General features: G+C 36.3%; 4 protein-coding genes and 1 pseudogene. 1 reads left to right on the top strand and 4 read right to left on the bottom strand.

What is annotated here, in order from left to right:
- Positions 1-22 precede the first annotated feature (22 nt).
- The 3 genes from FTU65_RS15815 to mobQ form a co-directional block, all read right to left on the bottom strand.
- Positions 23-763, bottom strand: a complete 741-nt coding sequence (locus FTU65_RS15815; protein WP_179991799.1) for a hypothetical protein — start codon at positions 761-763, stop codon at positions 23-25.
- A gap of 539 nt (positions 764-1302) precedes the next feature.
- Entirely contained in the window at positions 1303-1776 is a 474-nt protein-coding gene (locus FTU65_RS15820; protein WP_125268843.1) for a hypothetical protein, read from the bottom strand.
- On the bottom strand, positions 1773-2726 hold the full coding sequence (gene mobQ, locus FTU65_RS15825; protein ID WP_180067055.1) for a MobQ family relaxase: 954 nt from the start codon (positions 2724-2726) through the stop codon (positions 1773-1775). Before mobQ ends, FTU65_RS15820 begins: the two co-directional genes overlap by 4 nt.
- Positions 2727-2938: 212 nt before the next feature.
- Here mobQ and FTU65_RS16425 point away from each other — a divergent pair.
- Positions 2939-3205 (top strand): annotated as a pseudogene (locus FTU65_RS16425) (mobilization protein); the annotation flags it as partial.
- A gap of 456 nt (positions 3206-3661) precedes the next feature.
- On the opposite strand, the gene repM reads toward FTU65_RS16425, so the two are convergent.
- Complete coding sequence (gene repM, locus FTU65_RS15835; RefSeq protein ID WP_180067058.1) at positions 3662-4597, bottom strand: replication initiation protein RepM; 936 nt, start codon at positions 4595-4597, stop codon at positions 3662-3664.
- Positions 4598-5230 lie beyond the last annotated feature (633 nt).

The following is a 5230-nucleotide window of genomic DNA, read 5'->3' on the forward strand; positions in this document are numbered from 1 at the left end:
CTCGCTCGGTTTCTTTCTTAAATTAATATAATTCAACATTTGGATCCCTGATTTCAGGGAAATTCTGTTGTTCGATACCTTTTTTGCCAGGATATATCCCTTTAATGTAATACATATTCGCGCTGGTCTTCAGGTATCCATTTTGAATGTATTTAGCCAAACCAATAAAGCCGTGGTTGATTAGTAAATCATTAGAACTTTTGATTTTATTGGCTTGTATCCCACATTTTTCAATAAATTTATCATGAGATATACGGCTGTAATCCTGATTATTATCTCTATATTTCAACATGACCAAATAGTTTTTCAATGCGCCTAATGCAATAGCGCCTTTATTTGGTAAAAAACGTAAATTTTTTGCAACTGGTTGATACGGCAGCTTTGACCAGCCCTTTGTTTTAGTTCTTAAAACGATTTCATCAGTCTTAATTTCAGTCGGATTCATATTTGGAAAGTCTAATATTTGATAAATATTAGACTTTCCCCGAGCCGAAGAATGAACAGCTATGAGTTTTTCGTCCGCCAAAATTTTTATAGCTTTATTGACCATCGGTCTAGATAGACCTGTCAGATCTTCTAATTCAGAAAATGAAATTTTGGCTAAGCGGTCTTGAAAGTCAGCTTCTAATGTAATGGCTATCATTGTTTTTAAAACCGCAATGCCTTCCCCCGTTTTGGAAAAGCGAAGCTTTTCTTTAAAAAATGGGGCATCTACCCACCAGAGCACTATTTTGGAAAACACTTTGAAGTTGGATAAGTTCATTTGACAGCCCCCTTTTCTTTTAAAAACTCATTAAAAATCCAGATGTTGAACAACATTTGGATAAAACACATGGTTAAAAGAACCGTTTCAGTATCGGTAGCACTTAAAAATTGCAATAACCATTTTAAAAACAATGGATTAAGTAAAAAAATCATTAAAATCTCCTGTGAAGTTTTAAAAATTTTCTCACGTAAAAAAAAATCTATCTAGAATAGCCATTAGTTTTGAAATATTAAAAAATTGATATAAATCAATAATTTATATTAAAAAAATCAAAAAATAAGTAGTTAATATGAAATTCAGATTGATTAATATTACAGTAGATTAAAGTAAAAAGTAGTTCATATAAAATTAATATTTGAATAAGAAATAAGCAAAGTGGTTAATGTGAGATAGCTGGTTTTAATTATTTTTTAAATTATGAAATTTAGCTCGATACTTTTAAATCTGGCTATCGCCAGAATTAAAAGTCGAGCCACTTTGCGTCTATTTTCAGTGGTTATACATTGAGAGAAGCAAAGCAAAGTACCGAACCGTAATTATTTAGGGTCAATCACACAATAATCGGCATTTTTTCCATAGCCACACTGTTTTTTTATAACTCGAACGCACGTTTTCCCATCACATTTTGATAGGTCTAAACTGTAATTTTTCAGGTTGTTTACTTCTGATCTACGCTGCTGGATTTCATCCATACTTGGTACAAATAAAAATAACGCCAAGAACAGCACCATCACCAACGCTACAAAGGCACTGGCAAACACGGCAATGAATTGATAGTTAAGACGGCTGGTTGCCTTGTCTAATTCCTGAATACGGCTCTTTAATGCCCCTATAGCCTGTTTATTTGTGTCCTGCAGCGACTTTTCAGCCTTATCTAGAACCCCACTAGCTACTTGACTGTAAAACGTCTCTAATCGCTTCTTATCGTCTGCTATGGCTTCCCTGTATTCCTTCATGGATGCCAATAAAATATATAACTGGTCGTCTAAATCGTCGTTTTGGTTGCTCATAGAGATGGCCCATCTTTATTCATGCTTTGGCGTTGTTTCTGCTTCATGGCTCGTTCTTGCTGTTGCTTTAACTGTTGCTGTTGTTCCAGTTGTAGGCGTTTAGCTTCCTGATTTTTCTTCCATTGCTCGAAACCCTTTTCGACACGGCTGAAGCCTTGTTCTAGGATTTTTTCCTTTTGGGGTTCTTTGTATTGGAGCTGCTGACTGTTTTGCTGTTTGATGTTGTCATTGAAACGGCTAACTTCAGTATCTATGCCCTTTCTGCGCAACTGAGTAACCTTGCTGCCTTCATGTATTGTGGCTTGTAGGCCGTTACCTTGTTCGGCATAGCTGCGATGGTCTATTTTTTCTTTGTACCCTGCTTTGTCCAGGGCGTAATTTGCAAGGTTTGCCCAGGTGGCTCGAATCTGTTTGATTTCTTCTTGGCTTGTCCCCATGCCTAGGCTTTTTCTTTTTGTGTTACTTAGCTCGATTTCCGCTTTTTGAGTAAGGACCAATTTATTTTCAGGGTCTAATTCTGCTTTGCGAGTTGTCAGCAAGATATGTGCATGATGGTTTTTATCATCACCACCTTTGCTGGGTGCATGAATCGCTAAATCTGCAACTACCCCATAGCGATCTACTAAGGACTTGGCAAAGTCTTTAGCAAGTTCCTTGCGTTGTTCTTCATCCAATTCATCAGGCAAAGCAATAACCCATTCTCTAGCGGTTCTGGCATCTTTCCGGTTTTCGGTTTTTTCCGCCAGATTCCAGAGTTCAGCACGATCAATTTGAGTATCTAAGTTCGAGATAATTTCGGTATAAGCCACACCTTCTTTTCTCGTAAAGTCGTGCGTTAATCCTGTTCGTTCATCTGTCAATTTTTCTCCTGCACGATAGGCGATAGATGCTACCGCAGTTCGTCCCGAACTTCGGTTAACGGTCTTAGTCGTACAGTGATAAATTGCCATGCCTTAGCCTTGTGATGGTTTTGCTTTTGCTTTTAAAAATTGCGCAGAAATTTTTGGGGTTAAGGGGTATCCCCTTACGCAAACTTTGACTTGGATGAAATCCAAGTCGTAAGTGCGCATTTCATGAAAAACACGATAGCATATAGCTCACTTGAATTCCAATTCATAGAGCCTTATGCTTGAGTGGTTTTCTATATCCCGAAATCTGAATCATGACAAAAGCTGCTGAAACTCTCGAAAAGAAAATCGAAGCCCAGTTAGAAAAGTTGAAACAGCTAAAAGCTCGTAAACAGGCTATTGAAGCGAGAGAAAAATCAAAGCAAAAAGAACAGCAGAGAAAGGATGATACTCGACGTAAAATTTTGCTTGGTTCTTATTTAATTAAAAAGATGCAAGACAATAAAGCTACTGCGGATAAAATTCTTGCTGAACTCAAAGAATATTTAACAGAAGATCGTGATAGAAAACTTTTTAACTTACCTCCAGTTGATAAAGCTTTTTATACATTTAAAAAAGAATTTAGTTCATATGAACAAGCCTCTCAGTTTTTAAGAATCTATATTCAACCCTTACTGAAAGGTAATTCATTTACACAAGCCTCAATTACTAAGAGGCACGGATTAAATGTATTGAAAGTTACAGCAGATGCGTCTGGAGATAACTGTTTTGAATTAATGGAAATTTTTGGTAAACCAGTCTATGCAAAAGGATTTGTGGAAGATTTAGAAGAAGATGTAGAAGAAAATTTAGAGGAAGATTTAGACAAAAAATCGGATGATGGCCGATTAAAAACAGTAGATGATGACTACGATATTATAAATGTGGAATTGGATGGCTATCCTGCAAATTATGATCGTAGTAGCATCAATTATGACTAGAAGAATAGTTCTCTAAGCTATCAGGGGAACTTGTTAATACTAAAGCTAAATTAAAAGTCACCCCCTAAAACCTAATTGTTCTAATAGGGGGTAAAACATTCTGAATTTTGGTGGCTCTAAAAGCATATCTGCAATACGAATGGCAAATTCTTCATAGCTTTCAGTTCCCTGTGAATACTCACTTAATTCAGGCAATTTAGCCATTTTATTGGCGAATAAGTGTCGTTGAGCATCTGTCAGTGGAATAAAGAAATCAGGTGTATTCGGATCTCTTTTTGGTTCTATTTGTTTTGCTAATTTAGGAGCTTGCTTCTGTTTAAATCTGAACGAAAAACCGGTAATAGTACGTCCAGTTTTGTGTTGCTCATAACTTACAGTAATGTCGGTATGCTCGTTGATTTGTTTGATAGATGGTTCTAGTACACGGCTTTTGAAGTGGTTCATTGCTTTGTATTCATCAGCTGCAATACCTAGTTTTTCCCTGAATTCTGAGAGGTCTATTTTTGGTACTTTGCCAACTTCACGCCATGCAATGAGAATCTCATATAAGCGTATAGCGTACTTACTGGTAAGCTGAGAAACCTGCTTTAACTGATAGCTAGTAAAGTGTTGCTCAAGTCTTGTAATTAATGGGACTACATCAGGTGCAAAAGTAATTTCTAATATGGCTGAATCATCAATATATTTGATTCGACTTACCCAACGAGATCGAACAATACCAACTCCTTTCTTTGTTGTTTCTCTAAAAGAAAATTGGCGTTCAAATAAATTATTTACAGCATTTTTTAATGCTTCATAAGCTGTTTCTTTCTTCACATTAAATTGGTTGGCATAGTCACTAGCATGTATCTCTAATTTGCTATCTGACGTAATTCCTTGCTGTGTTTCTCGTGCATTGATAATTGCTAAAAGTATTAAACGCTGCTCTGTTACTTCTAAATTATAACTAGCGTTTATCAAGGCATTATCTTTCACTACTAATCCATTCTTCATATTCAACACGTTATATAATTATGTGTATAAAGACACATTAAAGTATTGTGTGTCTTTATGCAAGGAATCTGTGTCTTTATAGCAAGGAATCTGTGTCTTTATAGCAAGGAATCTGTGTCTTTATAGCAAGGAATCTGTGTCTTTATTGGCTTTTAAACTTAGTAATATCAATAATTTCAGAAGGTCTAAAAGCATTTAAAAACTTTAAAATATATATAAAAGCCTAAGCAGGCATGAAAACAGCCCTATGCCCTCGCTAAAGCTCGGACGTTTTAACCTCGCTTCGCTCGGTTGAGGGGCTGTTTTTTCAAAGGTCAATCGAGAGTTTTAAAAAGAAACTATGCCTTCGCTTCGCTCAGAAGGCTTTATGCTCGCTTCGCTCGGTCATAAACCAATTCAAGTACAGTCGCTTTGCTCTGTTAATCCCTTTATGAGGCAAATGGGAGTAATTGTAATCAGGGAGAAAAAACGCATGAGTTTTAATACCAAGCAGTCGCTCGTAGACACTCGCTCGGTTTCTTTCTTAAATTAATATAATTCAACATTTGGATCCCTGATTTCAGGGAAATTCTGTTGTTCGATACCTTTTTTGCCAGGATATATCCCTTTAATGTAATACATATTCGCGCTGGT

This window comes from Acinetobacter sp. YH12129 (assembly GCF_013418685.1).
GTDB lineage: Bacteria > Pseudomonadota > Gammaproteobacteria > Pseudomonadales > Moraxellaceae > Acinetobacter > Acinetobacter amyesii.